Genomic DNA, 17,836 nt, shown 5'->3' with positions numbered 1-17,836 from the left:
TCGCCATTAGCCACACACAGACCACAAAACCATGCCAGAGTTGCCGGAAGTCGAGGTTACACGTCGCGGAATCGAACCTTTCGTCGCCGGTCGACGCGTCAAGCGCGTCGACGTGCGCACCGCGATGCTGCGCTGGCCCGTCCCCGAAAATCTTGCCGCCGCGCTCGAATCGCGCGAAGTGCTGCGCGTCGAGCGGCGCGGCAAGTACCTGCTGTTCGAGGTGGATGCCGGCTGGTTCATCGTCCATCTCGGCATGACGGGCACGCTGCGCGTGCTGCCGGGCGGGGAGCCGCCCGCCGCCGCCAAGCACGATCACATCGACTGGATCTTCGACGAATGCGTGCTGCGCTTTCGCGACCCGCGCCGCTTCGGCGCCGTGCTCTGGCACCCGCGCGAGCAGGGCGACATCCACGAGCATCACCTGCTGACGACGCTCGGCGTCGAGCCGTTCTCGCCGACCTTCACGCCCGCGCTGCTGTACCGGCGCACGCGCGGGCGTACCGTTTCGGTGAAGCAGGCGCTGCTGGCCGGCGACATCGTGGTCGGGGTCGGCAACATCTATGCGTCGGAGAGCCTGTTTCGCGCCGGCATCCGTCCGACCACGGCCGCCGGTAAAGTGTCGTTGCCGCGCTACGAGCGGCTGGCCGAGGCGGTGCGCACCACGCTCGCCGATGCGATCGAGCGCGGCGGCAGCACCTTGCGCGATTTCGTCGGCAGCAACGGCGAAAGCGGCTACTTCCAGCTCGACTGCTTTGTCTATGATCGTGCGGGTGAACCGTGCCGCGTGTGCGGCACGCCGATCCGCCAGATCGTGCAGGGCCAGCGGTCGACCTACTTCTGTCCGAATTGTCAGCGTTGAAACGAATTTGAAACCCCCACGCACCCGTCCGGCGCCGATTGCGCCGGCCACCCCGCTCGAAGCCGGCTTCGCGGGCCGCCTCATCGCCTGGCAGCGCGACCATGGCCGCCACGACCTGCCCTGGCAGAACACGCGCGATCCGTACCGGATCTGGCTGTCGGAAATCATGCTGCAGCAGACCCAGGTGTCGACCGTCATCCCGTACTACCTGCGCTTTCTCGACCGCTTTCCGGATGTCGCCGCGCTCGCGGCCGCACCGTCGGACGACGTGATGGCGCTATGGGCCGGCCTCGGCTACTACACGCGCGCGCGCAATCTGCATCGCTGCGCGCAGGTGGTGGTCGAGCAGCATGGCGGTCAGTTTCCGTCGTCGCCGGATGCGCTCGCCGAGTTGCCCGGCATCGGCCGTTCGACGGCCGCCGCGATCGCGTCGTTTGCGTTCGGCGCGCGCGCGCCGATCCTCGACGGCAACGTCAAGCGCGTGCTCGCGCGCGTGTTCGGCGTGGAAGGCTTTCCGGGCGAGAAGCGCATCGAGAACGAGATGTGGGGGCTGGCCGAACGCCTGTTCCCGCGCGACGAGGATGACGCCGGCATCAGCGCCTACACGCAGGGCCTGATGGATCTCGGCGCGACGCTGTGCGGGCGCGGCAAGCCCGAATGCCGACGCTGCCCGTATGCGGCCGATTGCGTCGCGAACGTGACGGGCCGCCAGCGCGAGCTGCCGGCCGCGCGTCCCAAGAAGGCGGTGCCCACGCGCCGCACCTGGATGCTGGTGCTGCGCGACGGCGATGCGGTGCTGCTGGAGCGACGCCCGCCGAGCGGCATCTGGGGCGGCTTGTGGAGCCTGCCCGAAGCCGATGGCGATGCGGCGGCACTGCAACGCGTGCGTGAATTCGGCGGCGAAACCGTCAGCGCGCTGGCGCCGTTCGTGCACACCTTCACGCATTTCCGGCTCGAGATCGAACCGCGCATTGCCGAGGTGGGCACGCAGTCCGCCGCGGCCGAGGCCGATACCGAGTGGGTGCCGCTCGCGCGGCTCGATGCCTACGGCGTGCCGGCGCCCGTGCGCAAGCTGCTCGACGCCCTGAGCGGGCCGCTGATCTGAGAAGGGGCGTGCGGTACGCGGTGCCGTTGCACCGCGCATTTATAGCCAGTCGTGGCGCTTGAGTACCTGATGCACGGCGTCGATGCGCGCGGCCGCGTCGGGAAGCTCCATCAGCTTCTGCCGCGTCCGCAACTCGAGCGGCAACACTTCGGCGAGACGATTCGACACCCAGGTCGGGTCGTCGAAATGGAACGGCTCAAGGAACGGCAGCGCGGCGTTTTTCACGTTGCGCAGCGCCGCGATGATCCGTTCGAGCACCTCCGCGCATGCGCCGAACTGGGCGATCGCCTGTTCGCCGTCGAGCGGGCGATCCTCGGGCAGCGGGTCGACGATACCCACCAGCAATCCGTTCGATTCGACGCGGTGCGAGAGCAGCGCGAAGCGCCGCGTGCCGACGGTGCGCAAAAACAGCATGCCGAATTCGCCGGTATCGCATTCGACGATTTCGGCCATGCAGCCGACGGCTTCGGGTACCGCCACCTGGTCGTCCTGTGCGACCTCGGGGCCGCTCTTGAGCAGGCAGACGCCGAACGGGACGTTGTCGCGCAGGCACCCGCGCGCCATGTCGACGTAGCGCGCCTCGAACACCTTCAGCGGCAGCAGGCCGCCCGGGAACAGCACGGTATGCAATGGGAACAACGGCAAATCGACGAGTTGGGTCGAAAGCGAGGACATGGCGGGCACCCCTGGCGAGGAGCGGCTCGACGGTCTACTTGACGAGCCGCGATGACGCTTCGGCATCCACCGGTGCGTCACGATGCCGCACTATCACGTTCGCCTGCCGCGACAGACGCGCGGCGAGCGTCTCCGCAATGAACACCGAGCGATGCTGGCCACCCGTGCAACCGATCGCGACCGTCAGATAACTGCGGTTGTCGTCGCGGAAGTGCGGCAGCCATTTGACGATGAAGCTTTCGATGTCGTCGATCATCTGGTGCACGATCGGCAGCGCATCGAGGAACGCAATGACCGGCTGATCGAGCCCGGTCAGCGGCCGCAGTTCGCGGTCGTAGTAAGGGTTCGGCAGCGCGCGCACGTCGAACATGAAATCGCCGTCGAGTGGCACGCCGCGCTTGAAGCCGAACGATTCGAACATCACCACCAGATCGCCGTCGGGCTGCTCGATGAAGCGCTTGACCCAGGTGCGCAACACGTTCGCGCGCAGGTTGCTGGTGTCGATCTCGTGACCGAAGCCGGCCAGCGGCGAAACCAGTTCGCGCTCGCGTTCGATCGCCTCGGCCAGCGAGGACATCACGCCGACATCGGCGTCGTGCGAAGGGGAACCGGACAGCGGATGGCGGCGGCGCGTTTCGGAGAAGCGCTGGATCAGCGCCTGGGTGCTGGCGTTGAGGAACAGCACGCGCACGTCGTGGTGTTGCGACAGCTCGCGGATCAGGTTCGGCATGTCGTCGAGCGAGGCGCTCGAACGCGCGTCGATGGCGACCGCGAGCCGCTGCTGGCCGTCGTCGCTGACATGGCGCACGAGTTCGGGCAGCACGCGCGGCGGCAGATTGTCGACGCAGTAGTAGCCCGAATCCTCGAGCGCATTGAGCGCGACGGATTTGCCGGAGCCGGAAATGCCGGTGATGAGGACGATGCGCATGGGGAGGCGAAAAACCAGACGATGCATCATAGCACCGGCGCGCCGGCCCGTTAGGGCGTGGCGCCGGCGCCGGTCAGACGAGCTTGCCGGGGAATTGGCTGTCGGGATCCTGCATGGCGAGACGCTGGCGATCCATGAAATCGCGCAGCGTATCGATGCCGCGCAGTTGCAGGATCGTGTTGCGCACCGCGGCTTCGACCAGCACGGCGAGGTTGCGGCCGGCCGCCACCTGGATCGTGACCTTGCTGATCGGCAGGCCGAGCACGTCGACGGTCTGGCTTTCGAGCGGCAGGCGCTGGAATTCGCCGTCGGGGCGACGGACCAACTGGACGATCAGCTTCAGCTTCATTTTCCGGCGCACGGCGGTTTCGCCGAAGATCGTCTTGATGTCGAGCAGGCCGAGGCCGCGCACTTCGAGCAGGTTTTGCAGCAGCGGCGGACAGCGGCCTTCGACGAAATCGGGGCCGAGTCGCACGAAATCGACGGCGTCGTCGGCCACCAGGCCGTGGCCGCGGCTGATCAGTTCGAGGCCGAGTTCGCTCTTGCCGAGGCCCGAATCGCCGGTCAGCAGCACGCCCATGCCGAGGATGTCGAGGAACACGCCGTGCAGCGTGGCACGCGGCGCGAGAATGCGCGACATGTAGAGGCGCAGGCTGTCGATCACGGCGGCGGCCGACATCGGCGTGGTGAACAGCGGGGTGGACGAGCGGGTGCAGCGCAGCACCAGCTCCGGCGGTGCTGCGGCACCGCCCGCGACCACCAGGAACGGCGGTTCGAGCGCGATCAGCTCGGCCATGTGGCGCGAGCGGTCTTCGTCGGTTTGTCGTTGGTAGTACTCGATTTCCGCTTCACCGAGCACCTGGATCCGGTTCGGGTGGATCAGGTTCAAGTGGCCGACGAGATCGGCGCTCGAAGTGGCGTTGCCGACCGTCTCGGCCGAAAACCCGCGCTCCCAGCCTTCATGCCCCGTCAGCCAGCTCAGTTTGAGCATGGCTGCGTTGTCGTCGAAGATGCTCTGGGCGTTGATGCTGGACGTATCCATTGCGTGCGTCACTCCAAATGGCCGGTGCGCCAATAAGCCGGACGCTCTGCGGCGCCGGACCGGCTGCGGGCGGCAGGGCCGGGCGGTACGCGCCACCCGTCGCGGGGAAGCCTTCCGCCCGAATCAGCTCAAGGTTGCCATTGAGTGAGGAGACGATGCAACTCGTTACGATCCGGTTCGGTGTGCAGGCGTTCGCGGGCCTCGCGATCGGACAGCAGTTGCGCGATTTCGGACAGGATCTCGAGGTGCTGCTGGGTGGCCTGTTCGGGCACCAGCAGGAAGATCAGGAGCGAGACGGGCTGACCATCCGGCGCTTCGAAGGGAATCGCCTCGGCCAGCCGGACGAAGCCGGCGAGCGGATGCTTGAGACCCTTGATGCGGCCATGTGGAATGGCGACGCCTTCGCCGAGGCCAGTCGAGCCAAGACGCTCACGCGCGAACAGGTTGTCGGTGACGATGCTGCGGCCGATGCCGTTCTGATTTTCGAAGATCAGACCGGCTTGTTCGAACACGCGTTTCTTGCTGGTGACGGAGAGGTCGATGACGACGTTCTCCAGTGGCAGGATTTTGGCTAGGCGATTCATGTTGACAGGCAGGGGGTGGCCTGGGGTCTCCTCGCGGCGGTAAACGAACGTTCCCTGTCGGGAAGCGGGTTGCCGGCACATCCCGGTAATAACCCGAACATTATAGAGCACGGACGTTCGCCTGGTGTGGCGTGATCGATCCGGTTCGTACGTGATACCGACAAGGCGTGGAACAAAAAAACCGCCCGTCGGAACGGGCGGTTTTGCTGGCGCGCGAGGCGCCGGATTTACTGCGGCGGCAACTCGATCTGATCGAGTACCGGTTGATGCTGATGCTTGATCGGTTCGTGTGCGTGAGTCTGCAGACGTTCCATGTGCTTGACCACCTGGCGGTCGAGCTTGTCGATCAACAGATCGATCGCCGCATACAGGCTGCCGTTGGCGCTTTCGACGAAGATATCCTTGCCCTTCAGATGCAGATTGATTTCTGCGCGCTGCTGCCTGTCCTTTTCCTTATGGTTGTCGACCGAGAGGATCACAGTGCCATCGATCACCTGATCGCTATGCCGTAACACCCTGTCGAGCTTGGTGATTACGTACTCGCGAATGGCAGGCGTCAAGTCGAGATGGTGTCCGCTGATCTTCAAGTTCATAGTGTTTCTCCATGCAGATGACCCCGGTGCATGTAGAGGCTATGCCTGCCGGCAGGGCGATCTCCGTGGGATCGGATGATGACGGAGCTGGCCTTGGGCGGACTATGCCTTCGACAGCGCGGCGGCCGGAAAACGCCCGCCGCAAGCAGCGGGCTACAGAGACTTGCGCAGATTGACTGCCGGGATCTTGAGGGCTTCGCGATATTTCGCAACCGTACGACGCGCTACCACGAACCCTTGTTCCGCCAGCAGTTCGGCTATTCGGCTGTCCGATAGAGGAGATTTCTGGTCTTCGGCTCCTATCAGTTGCTTGATGAGGGCGCGGATTGCCGTGGAAGAGGCAGCGCCCCCCGTGTCTGTCGAAACATGCGACCCGAAGAAGTACTTAAATTCAAGAGTACCGAACGGGGTCAGCATGTATTTGCCGGTTGTCACACGGGAGACAGTCGACTCGTGTAGGCCCAGCGTATCAGCTATTTCCCGCAAAACCAAGGGGCGCATGGCAATTTCGCCGTGCGTAAAAAAGTTCTTCTGACGCTCCACGATGGCCTGCGCGACACGCAAAATCGTCTCGAAACGCTGCTGGATATTCTTGATCAGCCAGCGTGCTTCCTGGAGCTGCTGCTTCAGCGATCCGGTGCTCGGATCGCCTCGGCTGTTGCGCAGGATGTTGGCGTACAGATGATTGATGCGCAGCTTCGGCACCACCTCCGGATTGAGCTCCGCGATCCAGTTCTGGCCGCTCTTGCGGACCATGATGTCGGGCACCACGTAGTCGGCTTCAGACTTGCCGTAGGCGGCGCCCGGGAACGGTTCGAGCGAGCGGATCAGCGCATGCGCGTCGCGCAGCTCGTCGTCGTTGGCCTTCAGGTGCTTGCGCAGCCGCGTGAAGTCGCGCGCGGCCAGCAGTTCGAGATGCTGCGAGACGATGTCGAGCGACAGCGAGCGCGTGGGGGACGGATCGAGCCGCAGCAGTTGCAGGCGCAGGCATTCGGATGCCGAGCGCGCGCCGACGCCGGCCGGATCGAAGCTGTGCAGCAGTGCGAGCGCGGCGCCCAGTTCGTCCACATCCACTTCGAGTTCTTCGGGCAGGTCGGTCATGACCTCGTCGAGCGCCGCGCCGAGATAGCCGTCGTCGTCCAGCGATTCGATCAGGAACATGACCAGCGCGCGGTCGCGCGGGCCGGCCTGCGTGACGCGCAACTGCGACGAAAGATGCTCGCGCAGCGAGGTCGTGGCTTCCTGCACCTGCAGCGGCGGGAGATCGTCGTCATCGGAGGCGCTCGACGAGCGGCCGTAATCTTCCAGGTTCCACTGGCTCGAATCGCCGCCGTCGGATCCATAGGAGTCGTAATCGTCGCCGTTACGCTCGTCGCGGTCCGATCGCTCGCTCGATGAATCCGAACTGCTGCTGCTCGACGAGCCGTTGCCGTGCATCGGCTCGGGTGCCGAGGACGGCGGCGCCTGCGGGATCAGCGTGCCGTCGGCACCCACGCGCAGCGGGCTCGCGAGCCACTCGTCGTTCTCGAGCAGCGGGTTCTGGGCGATGGCCATCGCGACTTCCTGCTGCAATTCGAGCGTCGACAGCTGCAGCAGCCGGATCGACTGCTGAAGCTGGGGCGTAAGCGCGAGGTGCTGCGACAGGCGAAGTTGGAGGCTGGCTTTCATGGCAAAAAGGAATCGTTACCTGAAGTTTGCCACGTAGGCGGCGCGTTGCGGGAGGCGGGATGACACGAAGATCGCGAGTGGTGCGCCCGCGCACCGTCGTGCGGGCGCATGGCCGCGACGCGCGGCCGATCGCGCCGCGCCCGGACCGGCGGGGTGCTTGGTGGGTGGCCGCGCGCCGGGCGGCGCCGCGGCGCCCGCTTACATGCGGAAATGCTCGCCGAGGTAGACGCGGCGGACGTTCTCGTTCTCGATGATGTCCTGCGGCGCGCCGGATGCGAGCACGGAGCCGTCGCTGATGATGTAGGCGTGGTCGCAAATGCCGAGCGTTTCGCGGACGTTGTGATCGGTGATCAGCACGCCGATGTTTCGCTGCTTCAGGAATTTGACGATCTTCTGGATTTCCAGCACCGCGATCGGGTCGACGCCGGCGAACGGCTCGTCGAGCAGGATGAAGCTCGGGTTGCTGGCCAGCGCACGGGCGATTTCCACGCGGCGGCGCTCGCCGCCCGACAGCGACAGCGCCGGGTTCTCGCGCAAGTGGGCGATCTGCAGTTCGTCGAGCAGCGCTTCGGTGCGCGAGGCGATCTCGTCCTTCGACAGCAGCTTGCCGTTGTCGCCGTGCTGCAGTTCGAGCACGGCGCGGATGTTCTCCTCGACGGTCAGCTTGCGGAACACCGAGGCTTCCTGCGGCAGGTACGAGAGGCCCAGCGAGGCGCGCTTGTGGATCGGCAGCAGGCTGATCGGGCTGCCGTTCAGCGAGATGTCGCCGGCGTCGAGCGGCACCAGGCCGACGATCATGTAGAACGAGGTGGTCTTGCCGGCGCCGTTCGGGCCGAGCAGGCCGACCACTTCGCCGCTTTTCACGTCGAGCGAGACATCCTTGACGACGGTGCGCGAGCCATAGCGCTTCTTCAGGTTGCGGACCACGAGCGAGCTCGTGGTGCCGGCGGGCTGGCGGTTCGGCAGGGCGGTCACGGGTTCGACTCTCCCTGCATGGTGTTCGACGGCACGAGCGTGGCGCTGGCGCCGTTCAGCGGTGCCGGGCCGCCGTTCTTCGGCGACAGCATCGCGCGCACGCGGCCGGTGGGGTTGCCCGGCGCGGCGACGTCGCTGCCGCCCTTGGCGGTGTAGAAGTCGCGCTGGCCGTCATACGTGATGACGCTGCCGTGGACCGTATCGCCCACGGTGGTCAGGCCTTGCAGGCGGCGCACGGTGGCATTGCGCGTGAGCGTGGTCAGGTCCTGCTTGCCGTCGTAATCGATGCGCTCGGCGTCGCCGTCGATGTACTCGTCGAGGCCTTCGCGCTTCTGGCGGAAGGATGCATGCTTCTTGTTGCCGGCGGCCATGGTGGCCGTGGCGTACTGATAGCCCTGCGGATCCTGGCGAACCTCGACGCGATCGCCCTTGATCAGGATCGTGCCCTTGGTGATCACGACGTTGCCGGTGGCGACGGTGACCTGCTTGAGGTCGTCATAGGTGAGGTTGTCGGCCTCGACCTGGATCGGTTTGTTCTGGTCCGCTTTTTCCGCGTGCGCGAGCGGCGCGACGCCCGGGAGCGTCAGCGCGACGAGCGCCGCGGCGAGCCCTGCGCGGACAGCGCGGCGCGCGCTGCCGGAGGAAAAACAAGGGAACGATTCGTTCATGCAGTCACGCAAGCTGGGTTACTTGGATTGGCCGGAATGGCCGCCGGCGGAGTCGGACGCGGCGATCGTGCCGCGGACGTTGCCGTAAAGGTCGATGACCCGGGTGACATTGTTGTACTTCATGCCGTTGGTCGCGTTGGCGATCGACAAACCGCGCTGAAGTTTAACCGGCTTTTCGGTCTCGATCACATCGTCGTTGACCAGCACCCGGAAATGTTGGGAATCGGCTTCCATCGGCGGGTCGCCGGCGCCGGCCGCGCGCAGGATCTTCGCGTTGTCGTACAGATCGACGACAGAGACATCGCCGTTGACCGTGCCGCGCTGCGCCGTGGCCGTGACCACCGGCTTGCCGGGCTGGAACGCGCGCATGGCCGGCGCGGTGAGCAGGCTGGTCTCGTCGTCTTCGTAGTGCACCAGCTTGACGGCCGTCAGCCGGTATTGCGTCGCGCCCGATTGATCGAGCTCGGTGACCGAGAAGTTGTCGGCGAAGTAATCGGGCGTGTGCGTTCTCGGACGCGCGACGCTCTCGCCTGGCGGCGGCAGCGTGGCCTGCAGCAGCCAGTAGGTGACGGCCGCCAGCACGGCGAGCGCCGCGATCGGCAGGAACGAGCTCAGGTGCAGCCGCTGCGACATGAATCAGGCTCCCAGCGCGGCGGCGAGCAGCGCGTCGTAGCGGCCCTGGGCGCGCAGGATGGTGTCGACCACTTCACGTGCGGCGCCATAGCCGCCGCCGGTGGTGGACACGAAGTGCGCGCGCGCGAGCACGTCCGGATGCGCGTTGGCCGGCGCGGCCACGAAGCCGCAGCGCGTCATCACGCCGAGGTCGGGCCAGTCATCGCCCATGTAACCGCATTCGTCCGACGAAACGCCGGTGGCCTGCAGCAACTCGGCGAACGCCGTCAGCTTGTGCTCGACGCCCTGGTACAGATGGCTGATGCGCAGTTCCTTGGCGCGCACGGCGACGATCTCCGAACGGCGGCCGGTGATGATGGCCGTGTCGATGCCGGCCTCGCGCAGCAGTTTCAGGCCGTGGCCATCCTGAGAATTGAACGACTTCATGGTGTCGCCGGCGGCCGTGAAGTGCAGGCCGCCGTCGGTCAGCACGCCGTCGACGTCGAAAATCATCAGCTTGACGCGGCCCGCGCGTTCGGCGGCCGTGGCGGAAGCAGCGGACATCAGATCACCTTATTGGAGAACAAATCGTGCATGTTGAGCGCGCCGATCAGCACGCCGTCGGGATCGGTCACCAGCATCTGATTGATTCGGTGGCGCTCCATCAGTTCCACGGCTTCGACCGCCAGATGGTCGGGGGCGATGGTGCGCGGGTGGCGGGTCATCACGTCGCCGATCGGCAGGCGGCGGAAATCGCCGTCGCGTTCGAGCACGCGGCGCAGGTCGCCGTCGGTGAAGATGCCGGCGACATGGTCGTGCTGGTCGACCACCACGGTCATCCCCATCCGCTTGGCGGTGATCTGGAACAGCGCGTCGGACAGTGTCGCGTCGAGCCGCACGATCGGCACTTCGTCGCCGGTACGCATCACGTCGCGCACGTGGGTCAGCAGGCGCCGGCCCAGCGAGCCGCCCGGGTGCGAGCGCGCGAAATCGTTGGGGCCGAAGCCGCGCGCGTCGAGCACGACCACGGCGAGCGCGTCGCCGAGTGCGAGCGCGGCGGTGGTGCTGGCGGTGGGCGCGAGGTTCAGCGAGCACGCTTCCTTCTCGACGCCGGCATACAGATGGATGTCCGACAACTGGCCGAGGCTCGATTGCGGCCGGCCCGTCATGGCGATCAGCTTGGCGCCGAGCCGCTTGATCAGCGGCAGGATCGCGACGAGCTCCTGCGATTCGCCCGAATTCGAAATCGCGATGAAGACATCATCGGCGGTTACCATGCCGAGGTCGCCATGGCTCGCTTCGGCCGGATGGACAAAGAACGCCGGGGTGCCGGTGCTGGCCAGCGTGGCGGCGATCTTGCGGGCGATATGCCCGGATTTGCCGATGCCGGACACGACCACGCGGCCGCGACAATTCAGCAGCAGGCCGACGGCGCCGACGAATTCTCCGTCGAGCTGGTCACGCAATGCGCGTACCGCATCCGCCTCGATGTCGAGCACGTCGCGGGCGAGCGCAAGCGCCCGGTCATCATTGATTTTCGCTATCATGCGCGGAGTATAACAAAGGCGTTTGTTCGCCGCGCCGGGTGCTGGAGCCGCGCTCCCGACGGAGTCCTGTCCTCGCCCATCGAGCTGCCCTTGGCGGCCCCACCCGCGTTCGCCTGTCGCGACGCCCTGACGAACGAGGATCCTTCGCACGTGATTTCCCCGCTCGAAATGACGCTCCTGCTGCTGCTGGCTTCAGTGGTGGGGGTCGTCGTGTTCCGCTCGCTGAACCTGCCGCCGATGCTCGGTTATCTGACCGTGGGCATCGTTGTCGGCCCGCACGCGCTCGGTTTTGCCGGCGATCTGGAGCGGGCCGAGCATCTGGCCGAATTCGGCGTGGTGTTCCTGATGTTCTCGATCGGCCTGGAATTCTCGCTGGCCAAGCTGCGCGCGATGCAGCGGCTGGTGTTCGGGCTGGGGCTGGCGCAGGTGGTGGTCACGCTCGCGGTGGCGGTGCTGCTCGGTTTCGCGTTCGAGCATTGGGTTCATATCACGTGGCAGGGCAGCATCGCGCTCGGCGGCGCGCTGGCGATGTCGTCGACGGCGATCGTCTCGAAGATGCTGGCCGAACGGCTCGAAATCGAGACCGAGCACGGCCGCAACATCTTCGGCGTGCTGCTGTTCCAGGATCTGGCCGTGGTGCCGCTGCTGATCGTGATTTCGGCGTTCGGCGGCGAATCGTCGAAGGATCTGGCGGTCACGCTGGGCCTGGCGGCGGTCAAGATCGTGGTGGCGCTCACGCTGCTGCTGTTCGTCGGCCAGAAATTCATGACGCGCTGGTTCAACGTGGTCGCCCGACGCCGCTCGCAGGAACTGTTCGTGCTGAACCTGTTGCTCGTCACGCTCGGCGCGGCGTTCATCACGGACAAATTCGGGCTGTCGCTCGCGCTCGGCGCGTTCATCGCCGGCATGCTGATTTCCGAAACGCCGTACCGCCATCAGGTGGAAGAGGACATCAAGCCGTTCCGCGACGTGCTGCTCGGCCTGTTCTTCGTAACCACCGGGATGCTGCTCGACCCGCGCGTGATCTGGGAGCATCCGTTCCTGGTGCTGGGGTTCTTCGCCGGCCAGGTGCTGCTGAAGGCGGCCACCATCACCGGGCTCGCGCGGCTGTTCGGCGCCACGCCGGGCGTGGCGATCCGCACCGGGCTCGGGCTCGCGCAGGCCGGCGAGTTCGGTTTCGTGATGCTGAATCTGATCCTCGACCGCCATCTGGTCGATTCGACGCTGCTGCAGGCGATCCTCGCCTCGATGCTGCTGTCGATGCTGGCCGCGCCGTTCCTGATCCAGAACGCGGACCGGATCGTGATGCGCGTGTCGTCGACGGAATGGATGCAGCAATCGCTGCAAATGACCCGCATCGCCACGCAAAGCCTCAAGCAGCAAGGCCATGTGATCATCTGCGGCTACGGCCGGGCGGGCCAGAACCTGGCGCGGATGCTCGAACAGGAAGGCCTCGCCTACGTCGCGCTCGATCTGGACCCCGACCGCGTGGCCGCCGCCGCCGCGGCCGGCGAATCGGTGGTGTTCGGCGACGCGGCGCGGCGCGAATCGCTGCTCGCGGCCGGTATCCACCGCGCGGCGGCGGTGGCGATCACCTATGCGAACACGCCGTCCGCGCTGCGCGTGCTGCATCACGTCCATGAACTCGAACCGACGCTGCCGGCGATCGTGCGCACGGTGGACGACGCCGACCTTGAAAAGCTGCTCGCCTCGGGCGCGACCGAGGTGATCCCGGAGATCGTCGAGGGCAGCCTGATGCTGGCGTCGCACACGCTGGTGCTGATGGGCGTGCCGATGCGGCGGGTGGTGCGCCGGGTGGAAGAAATGCGCGATGCGCGCTACAGCCTGCTGCGCGGCTATTTCCGCGGCGCCGACGACGCGGACGACGACGACCACGAGCAGGTGCGGCTACAATCGGTGCCGGTCGATGCGCGCTCGGATGCGGTCGGCCGCTCCCTCGAGGAGATCGGGCTGTATGCGCTCGGGTTGGAGGTAACGGCGATCCGGCGGCACGGCATTCGCGGTGTGGAGCCGGACCCGGACACCAAACTGCGCGCGGCCGACATTCTCGTGCTGCGCGGCTTGCCGGAAGCGCTGTCGATGGCCGAGGAACGGCTGTCGCGCACGCGCCGGGAGGGTGGTCAGGCCGCCTGAGCCTGCCGGATCGGCGCGCTGCCGGTGCGTTGTCCTCCATCGGTCCGGCCCTCGATTCACTCAATCCAATTTGCCTGAACGGCGCGCGCTTTCGCCCGCCGTTGTTTCGGAGAAGTTCATGAGCCACCAGCCGTCGGGCGTGTCGCCCGATCCCGCCGAGTTCGTCCGCCGCCATGTGCGCACGGTGTCGGACTGGCCGCAGCCGGGCGTGCAGTTTCGCGACATCACCCCGATCCTGCAGAGCGCGAAGGCGCTGCGCGTGCTGATCGACCTGCTGGTGGAGCGCTACGTGGGCGCCAAGCTCGATTACGTGGCCGGGCTGGACGCGCGCGGTTTCATCATCGCGCCGATCGTCGCCTACGAGCTGAACATCGGCTTCGTGCCGATCCGCAAGGTCGGCAAGCTGCCGTACAAGACCCAATCCGAATCGTACGAGCTCGAATACGGCAGCGCGACGGTCGAGATCCACGAAGATGCCTGCCAGCCGGGCGACCGCGTGATCATCGTCGACGACCTGATCGCGACGGGCGGCACCATGATGGCCGGCAAGAAGCTGCTCGAGCGGCTCGGCGCGACGGTGGTGGAGGGTGCGGCGATCATCGATCTGCCCGACCTCGGCGGCTCGGCGCTGCTGCGCGGCGCCGGCCTGCCGCTCTATACGGTGACGGAGTTTCCGGGCCACTGAACGTGACCCGAGCGCCGGTAACACGGTGTTTCCTTTCCCCGATTTCCGATTTTCCCGATATCTTCCAGCGAGCTAGCCCGGTCATGCCGAACTTCCTGCTGTTCCTCGCCACCTCGGTCGCGATCACGGTCGCGCCCGGCCCCGACAACCTTCAGGTGCTCGCGCGCGGCATCTCGCAGGGCCGCGCCGCCGGCCTCGTGTCGGCGCTCGGCTTTGCGGCCGGCGTGATGTTCCACACCACGCTCGCCGCGTTCGGCGTGGCGGCGCTGCTGCGTTCGTCGCCGGTGGCCTTCCACATTCTGAAGTTCGCGGGCGCGGCCTACCTGATCTGGATCGGCATCAAGGCGCTGCGCAGCCAGGGCCTGGCCACGGCCGACGCGCGCGCGCCGCAGCCGCTGCTGACGATCTTCCGGCAGAGCGTGATCGGCAACATGCTGAACCCGAAAGTGACGCTGTTCTTCGTGGTGTTCCTGCCGCAGTTCGTCGATGTGGGCGGCGCGCAGCCGGTGTCGCTGCAGATGTTCGAGCTGGGCCTGCTGTTCATGGCGCAGGCGGCGGTGGTGTTCTCGGTGTTCGGCTTGTGCGCGGGGCTGCTCGGTGCCTGGCTCAAGCGCCGGCCGCGTGCGGGTGTCTGGCTCGACCGGCTGGCGGGCGCAACGTTCATCGGGCTCGGCCTGCGCATCGCGTTCAAGGACTGAGCCGCTGCCATGACGTTTTCCTGCATTGCCGCCGCGCGCCGCTTCGATGCAGCCGCGCATGTGCCGTTCGTGATCGCCGGCGAACGCTTCGGCTGGATTCGCCGCCGCGACCTCGACGCGCTGCGCCGCTGGCCCGACGTGTTCGAGATCGACGCTTCGCGCGTCGCGCTCGCGGCCGCGCTCGATACGCCCGACACGCGCAGCATGGCGCTCGCCAGCGTGATCGGCGCGCTGGCTGCCGAAGGTCGGATTCCCGGCTGGCGCAACGAGATCTACGCGATCCGCAATCACTTCGACGCGCCGCCGGCTGCCTATATCGAGCGCGCCGCGTCGCGCTTCTTCGGCACGCTGACCTACGCGGTGCACCTGAACGGCATCGTAGAATACGCACCCGCGCAGCCGCTGCGGATGTGGATCGGGCGGCGCAGCGACACCAAGGCGACCGATCCGGGCATGCTCGACAACGTGGTGGCGGGCGGCATCGGCTGGGGCCTCGGCGTCGAGGACACGCTGGCCAAGGAGTGCTGGGAAGAAGCCGGCATCGAAGCCGCGCTGGCCGCCCGCGCGATCGCGGGCCGCACCGTGCATGTGCTCTGCGAGATTCCCGAGGGCACTCAGGCCGAGCAGATCTTCGTCTACGACCTGCCGCTGCCGCACGATTTCGTGCCGCGCAACCAGGACGGCGAAGTGGCCGAGCACCGGCTGGCCGATGCGGCCGAGGTGATCGGCTGGCTCACGGCCGGCGAGGCGACGATGGACGCGAGCCTCGCGATCCTCGACAGCCTGCTGCGCCATCGCGCGCTGGCCGCCGATGCCGTGCCCGGCATCGATGCGCTGTTCGCGCCGCCGCGCGAGGCCTGAAGCCGGCGCGGCACTGCGCAGCACAGGCTTCAGGCCTCGCACACCGAAACAACCGGCGCCCGCACCTTGCTGCGGGCGCTGCATGGATTCAACCGCTTCAAACGATGGAGGTGCGGTCATGTCGACCGACCATAGCTTTATCCTGAAACTGTCGTGCCCCGACAAGCACGGCATCGTGCACGCCGTATCCGGCTTCCTGTTCGAACGCGATACCAATATCGTCGATTCCGCGCAGTTCGGCGACAGCCGCACCAGCGAATTCTTCATGCGCGTGCATTTCGACCAGGCCACCGGCAGCGATGTCGACGCCACGCTCGACACGCTGCGCACCGATTTCGCGCCGCTCGCCGAGCGCTTCGAGATGCGCTGGGAAATGCATGACGCACGGGCCAAGCCGCGCGTCGTGATCCTGGTGTCGAAGATCGGCCATTGCCTGAACGACCTGCTGTTCCGCTATCGCACCGGCCAGTTGCCGATCGATATCGTGGCGATCGTGTCGAATCACAAGGATTTCTATCAACTGGCGGCCAGCTACGACGTGCCGTTCCATCACTTCCCGCTGATGGCCGGCGCTTCGGCCGAGGCCAAGGCCGCGCAGGAAGCGCGCGTGCTGGACGTGATCGGCGAGCATTCGGCCGACCTGGTGGTGCTGGCGCGCTACATGCAGATCCTGTCGCCGAACATGTGCGAGCAGCTCGCCGGCCGCGCGATCAACATCCATCACTCGTTCCTGCCGAGCTTCAAGGGCGCGAAGCCGTATTACCAGGCCTTCGATCGCGGCGTGAAGCTGATCGGCGCGACCGCGCACTACGTGACCACCGACCTCGACGAAGGCCCGATCATCGAGCAGGAAGTCGAACGCGTGGACCACAGCATGACGCCCGAGCAACTGACGGCGATCGGCCGCGACGTGGAATGCGTGACGCTCGCGCGTGCCGTGAAGTGGCACGTCGAGCACCGGATTCTGCTGAATGGCACCAAGACGGTGGTGTTCCGTTAATTCGGAGAGTTGAACCAACGAGGGCGCGAGGGCGGTACGCGCCGCCCTCGCTTCGTCAGATCAGGCGCAGCGTCGACAGCTCGCGCTTGATATAGGCATAGAAGATCGGCGCGGCAATCACGCCCGGCACGCCGAACGCCGCTTCCATCACGAGCATCGCCAGCAGCAATTCCCATGCGCGCGATTCGATCTGGCCGCCGATGATGCGCGCGTTCAGGAAGTACTCGAGCTTGTGGATCACGATCAGGAACGCAAGCGACGCGATCGCCGTGCCCACGCCCACCGACAGCGACACCGCCACGATCATCGTGTTCGAGATCAGGTTGCCGATCACCGGCAGCAGCCCGACCATGAACGTGATCAGCACCAATGTTTTGGACAGCGGCATCTTCACGTGCACGACTGGCAGCACGGCCAGCAGATAAATGGCGGTGAATGCGGCGTTGATCGCCGAGATCTTGATTTGCGCGAACACGATGCGGCGGAACGAATCGGCGAACAGCCCGGCGCGCGTCAGCAGCGCCGTGGAAAGCGGGCGGCGCGCCTTGTTGCGATCCACGCCGATCGCGATCATCGCGCCGATGATCATGCCGAACAGCACATGGCCGAAGATCCGCGCGGCGCTCTTGCCGCCTTGCTGGAGCTGGTCCATGTGCTTCGACATCAGGCCGGTGGCCTTCACCTTCATTTGCTCGGCATCCACCGGCAGCACGTTCGCGACCCAGCCCGGCACGCGCCCGCGCGCCTGGTCGACCATCTGCATCATCTGGCCCATCAGGCCCTGCAGGTTCGGCACCGTGTGCTCGACGTGCTCGATGATCGCGGCCGTGAGCCCGGCCAGCCCGCCGACGATCACCACCGACAGCAGCACCACGGCGAGCCAGCGCGCGCGCCCGCTCGACATGTGACGCTCGATGGCCGGTGCGATGGTGTGGACGAGTTGGTAGACCAGCAGCCCGGCCAGCAGGCCCGACAGCAGCTTCAGATGGAGCACCAGGAACAGGCCCAGTGCGGCGAGGAGGTAGCTGCCGATCTCGATCGCCGACAGCTTCGGCAGGCTGAAGTCGCTCGTCAGCCTGACACTGCGCAGATGAGGCTCGCGTGACGGGGCGTCGCGCGTCGACTCGGTGTGCTTCTCCATGACGGTTCCTGTTTCGGTCGGTACGGTTCGCGCGCTCGTGG

General features: G+C 66.4%; 18 protein-coding genes and 1 pseudogene. 7 read left to right on the top strand and 12 right to left on the bottom strand.

The genetic code is table 11. The features are described from left to right. The first annotated feature begins 31 nt into the window (after nucleotides 1-31). Both mutM and mutY read left to right on the top strand, forming a co-directional pair. Nucleotides 32-859, top strand: a complete 828-nt coding sequence (gene mutM, locus AB4850_RS30435; RefSeq protein WP_414443117.1) for a bifunctional DNA-formamidopyrimidine glycosylase/DNA-(apurinic or apyrimidinic site) lyase — start codon at nucleotides 32-34, stop codon at nucleotides 857-859. 7 nt (nucleotides 860-866) lie between these two features. Then, the gene (mutY, locus tag AB4850_RS30430) at nucleotides 867-1,964 is read left to right on the top strand and encodes an A/G-specific adenine glycosylase (protein ID WP_414443116.1); all 1,098 of its coding nucleotides are present in this window, start codon (nucleotides 867-869) and stop codon (nucleotides 1,962-1,964) included. Between the two features lie 39 nt (nucleotides 1,965-2,003). Here the strand turns inward: mutY and AB4850_RS30425 are convergent, their stop codons facing one another. The 11 genes and pseudogenes from AB4850_RS30425 to kdsD all read right to left on the bottom strand — a co-directional run bounded on the left by AB4850_RS30425 (nucleotide 2,004) and on the right by kdsD (nucleotide 11,256). Next, complete coding sequence (locus AB4850_RS30425) at nucleotides 2,004-2,639, bottom strand: LON peptidase substrate-binding domain-containing protein (protein WP_414445659.1); 636 nt, start codon at nucleotides 2,637-2,639, stop codon at nucleotides 2,004-2,006. A 34-nt stretch (nucleotides 2,640-2,673) separates the two neighbouring features. Further along, nucleotides 2,674-3,567, bottom strand: coding sequence for an RNase adapter RapZ (gene rapZ / locus AB4850_RS30420; protein ID WP_414443115.1), 894 nt, complete (start codon nucleotides 3,565-3,567; stop codon nucleotides 2,674-2,676). 73 nt (nucleotides 3,568-3,640) lie between these two features. Then, nucleotides 3,641-4,609: an HPr(Ser) kinase/phosphatase gene (gene hprK, locus AB4850_RS30415; protein ID WP_013699410.1), complete on the bottom strand. Its 969-nt coding sequence runs from the start codon at nucleotides 4,607-4,609 to the stop codon at nucleotides 3,641-3,643. 128 nt (nucleotides 4,610-4,737) lie between these two features. Continuing rightward, nucleotides 4,738-5,294, bottom strand: a pseudogene (locus AB4850_RS30410) (PTS sugar transporter subunit IIA). A 126-nt stretch (nucleotides 5,295-5,420) separates the two neighbouring features. Beyond that, nucleotides 5,421-5,786, bottom strand: coding sequence for a ribosome hibernation-promoting factor, HPF/YfiA family (gene hpf / locus AB4850_RS30405; protein ID WP_414443114.1), 366 nt, complete (start codon nucleotides 5,784-5,786; stop codon nucleotides 5,421-5,423). Between the two features lie 153 nt (nucleotides 5,787-5,939). Continuing rightward, complete coding sequence (locus tag AB4850_RS30400) at nucleotides 5,940-7,454, bottom strand: RNA polymerase factor sigma-54 (protein WP_414443113.1); 1,515 nt, start codon at nucleotides 7,452-7,454, stop codon at nucleotides 5,940-5,942. A 198-nt stretch (nucleotides 7,455-7,652) separates the two neighbouring features. Continuing rightward, complete coding sequence (lptB, locus tag AB4850_RS30395) at nucleotides 7,653-8,429, bottom strand: LPS export ABC transporter ATP-binding protein (RefSeq protein WP_414443112.1); 777 nt, start codon at nucleotides 8,427-8,429, stop codon at nucleotides 7,653-7,655. Continuing rightward, the gene (gene lptA, locus AB4850_RS30390; RefSeq protein ID WP_414443111.1) at nucleotides 8,426-9,097 is read right to left on the bottom strand and encodes a lipopolysaccharide transport periplasmic protein LptA; all 672 of its coding nucleotides are present in this window, start codon (nucleotides 9,095-9,097) and stop codon (nucleotides 8,426-8,428) included. The genes lptB and lptA overlap by 4 nt, the downstream gene beginning before the upstream one ends. An 18-nt stretch (nucleotides 9,098-9,115) precedes the next feature. Continuing rightward, on the bottom strand, nucleotides 9,116-9,730 hold the full coding sequence (gene lptC / locus AB4850_RS30385; protein WP_414443110.1) for an LPS export ABC transporter periplasmic protein LptC: 615 nt from the start codon (nucleotides 9,728-9,730) through the stop codon (nucleotides 9,116-9,118). Nucleotides 9,731-9,733: 3 nt separating this feature from the next. Beyond that, the gene (locus tag AB4850_RS30380; protein ID WP_414443109.1) at nucleotides 9,734-10,273 is read right to left on the bottom strand and encodes a KdsC family phosphatase; all 540 of its coding nucleotides are present in this window, start codon (nucleotides 10,271-10,273) and stop codon (nucleotides 9,734-9,736) included. After that, on the bottom strand, nucleotides 10,273-11,256 hold the full coding sequence (gene kdsD / locus AB4850_RS30375) for an arabinose 5-phosphate isomerase KdsD (RefSeq protein WP_414443108.1): 984 nt from the start codon (nucleotides 11,254-11,256) through the stop codon (nucleotides 10,273-10,275). Before kdsD ends, AB4850_RS30380 begins: the two co-directional genes overlap by 1 nt. A 150-nt stretch (nucleotides 11,257-11,406) precedes the next feature. On the opposite strand from kdsD, the gene AB4850_RS30370 reads away from it, so the two are divergent. The 5 genes from AB4850_RS30370 (at nucleotide 11,407) to purU (ending at nucleotide 16,654) form a co-directional block, all read left to right on the top strand. Beyond that, nucleotides 11,407-13,410: a monovalent cation:proton antiporter-2 (CPA2) family protein gene (locus AB4850_RS30370; protein ID WP_414443107.1), complete on the top strand. Its 2,004-nt coding sequence runs from the start codon at nucleotides 11,407-11,409 to the stop codon at nucleotides 13,408-13,410. A 118-nt stretch (nucleotides 13,411-13,528) separates the two neighbouring features. After that, nucleotides 13,529-14,095, top strand: coding sequence for an adenine phosphoribosyltransferase (locus AB4850_RS30365; RefSeq protein WP_414443106.1), 567 nt, complete (start codon nucleotides 13,529-13,531; stop codon nucleotides 14,093-14,095). A gap of 83 nt (nucleotides 14,096-14,178) precedes the next feature. Further along, on the top strand, nucleotides 14,179-14,793 hold the full coding sequence (locus AB4850_RS30360) for a LysE family translocator (protein ID WP_414443105.1): 615 nt from the start codon (nucleotides 14,179-14,181) through the stop codon (nucleotides 14,791-14,793). A 9-nt stretch (nucleotides 14,794-14,802) separates the two neighbouring features. Continuing rightward, nucleotides 14,803-15,654 (top strand): DUF4743 domain-containing protein, encoded by an 852-nt coding sequence (locus AB4850_RS30355; RefSeq protein WP_414443104.1) that lies wholly within the window; start codon nucleotides 14,803-14,805, stop codon nucleotides 15,652-15,654. Nucleotides 15,655-15,772: 118 nt separating this feature from the next. After that, the gene (gene purU / locus AB4850_RS30350) at nucleotides 15,773-16,654 is read left to right on the top strand and encodes a formyltetrahydrofolate deformylase (protein WP_414443103.1); all 882 of its coding nucleotides are present in this window, start codon (nucleotides 15,773-15,775) and stop codon (nucleotides 16,652-16,654) included. 55 nt (nucleotides 16,655-16,709) lie between these two features. Here purU and AB4850_RS30345 read toward each other — a convergent pair whose 3' ends face one another. Further along, complete coding sequence (locus tag AB4850_RS30345; RefSeq protein ID WP_414443102.1) at nucleotides 16,710-17,795, bottom strand: AI-2E family transporter; 1,086 nt, start codon at nucleotides 17,793-17,795, stop codon at nucleotides 16,710-16,712. Nucleotides 17,796-17,836 lie beyond the last annotated feature (41 nt).

Source organism: Burkholderia sp. 22PA0106, from assembly GCF_047497155.1.
GTDB lineage: Bacteria > Pseudomonadota > Gammaproteobacteria > Burkholderiales > Burkholderiaceae > Burkholderia.
The sequence above is the reverse complement of the archived record's forward strand: the minus strand, read 5'-3'. Positions and strand labels throughout refer to the sequence as shown.

Coding starts and splice junctions, on each gene's coding strand:
- AB4850_RS30355 (WP_414443104.1), top strand. CDS start 14,803: ATGACGTTTTCCTGCATTGCCGCCGCGCGCCGCTTCGATGCAGCCGCG.
- AB4850_RS30360 (WP_414443105.1), top strand. CDS start 14,179: ATGCCGAACTTCCTGCTGTTCCTCGCCACCTCGGTCGCGATCACGGTC.
- kdsD (WP_414443108.1), bottom strand. CDS start 11,256: ATGATAGCGAAAATCAATGATGACCGGGCGCTTGCGCTCGCCCGCGAC.
- AB4850_RS30425 (WP_414445659.1), bottom strand. CDS start 2,639: ATGTCCTCGCTTTCGACCCAACTCGTCGATTTGCCGTTGTTCCCATTG.
- hpf (WP_414443114.1), bottom strand. CDS start 5,786: ATGAACTTGAAGATCAGCGGACACCATCTCGACTTGACGCCTGCCATT.
- mutM (WP_414443117.1), top strand. CDS start 32: ATGCCAGAGTTGCCGGAAGTCGAGGTTACACGTCGCGGAATCGAACCT.
- AB4850_RS30345 (WP_414443102.1), bottom strand. CDS start 17,795: ATGGAGAAGCACACCGAGTCGACGCGCGACGCCCCGTCACGCGAGCCT.
- hprK (WP_013699410.1), bottom strand. CDS start 4,609: ATGGATACGTCCAGCATCAACGCCCAGAGCATCTTCGACGACAACGCA.
- lptA (WP_414443111.1), bottom strand. CDS start 9,097: ATGAACGAATCGTTCCCTTGTTTTTCCTCCGGCAGCGCGCGCCGCGCT.
- AB4850_RS30365 (WP_414443106.1), top strand. CDS start 13,529: ATGAGCCACCAGCCGTCGGGCGTGTCGCCCGATCCCGCCGAGTTCGTC.
- lptC (WP_414443110.1), bottom strand. CDS start 9,730: ATGTCGCAGCGGCTGCACCTGAGCTCGTTCCTGCCGATCGCGGCGCTC.
- rapZ (WP_414443115.1), bottom strand. CDS start 3,567: ATGCGCATCGTCCTCATCACCGGCATTTCCGGCTCCGGCAAATCCGTC.
- purU (WP_414443103.1), top strand. CDS start 15,773: ATGTCGACCGACCATAGCTTTATCCTGAAACTGTCGTGCCCCGACAAG.
- AB4850_RS30400 (WP_414443113.1), bottom strand. CDS start 7,454: ATGAAAGCCAGCCTCCAACTTCGCCTGTCGCAGCACCTCGCGCTTACG.
- AB4850_RS30380 (WP_414443109.1), bottom strand. CDS start 10,273: ATGTCCGCTGCTTCCGCCACGGCCGCCGAACGCGCGGGCCGCGTCAAG.